At 29.6% G+C, this 301-nt stretch carries 1 pseudogene; it reads left to right on the top strand.

Annotated elements, in window-relative coordinates:
* Nucleotides 1-46 precede the first annotated feature (46 nt).
* Nucleotides 47-301 (top strand): annotated as a pseudogene (locus AOA59_RS31885) (DUF3732 domain-containing protein); the annotation flags it as partial.

The raw sequence follows: 301 nt of genomic DNA, 5'->3' as shown, positions 1-301 counted from the left end.
TAATAACTTATATACACTTGGAAGAAAGTGTATTGAGAAAAGAGAAGTGTCAAAAGAATATTTTTTTCATGCTGATGGCTATATACCCAAGGAACCTACCGCAAATAATAGTGAAAAACTAATTAAAGAAGTTATTGATAAAGAATTTAACATTACTGAGAGAACTGTCTTTCCTTTTGGTGGAAAAAGTATCACTTTAGGAAGTAAAATATCACCAAGGTATTTTTTTATGTTTACTACTCTGTCAGGCGATACAATTGATCATAGTGAGATATTTTTTGATAAGCAGAATATAGATAGG

Source organism: Pseudomonas sp. 2822-15 (genome assembly GCF_002742515.1).
GTDB lineage: Bacteria > Pseudomonadota > Gammaproteobacteria > Pseudomonadales > Pseudomonadaceae > Aquipseudomonas > Aquipseudomonas salomonii.
This window is presented reverse-complemented; position numbering and strand designations above follow the sequence as displayed.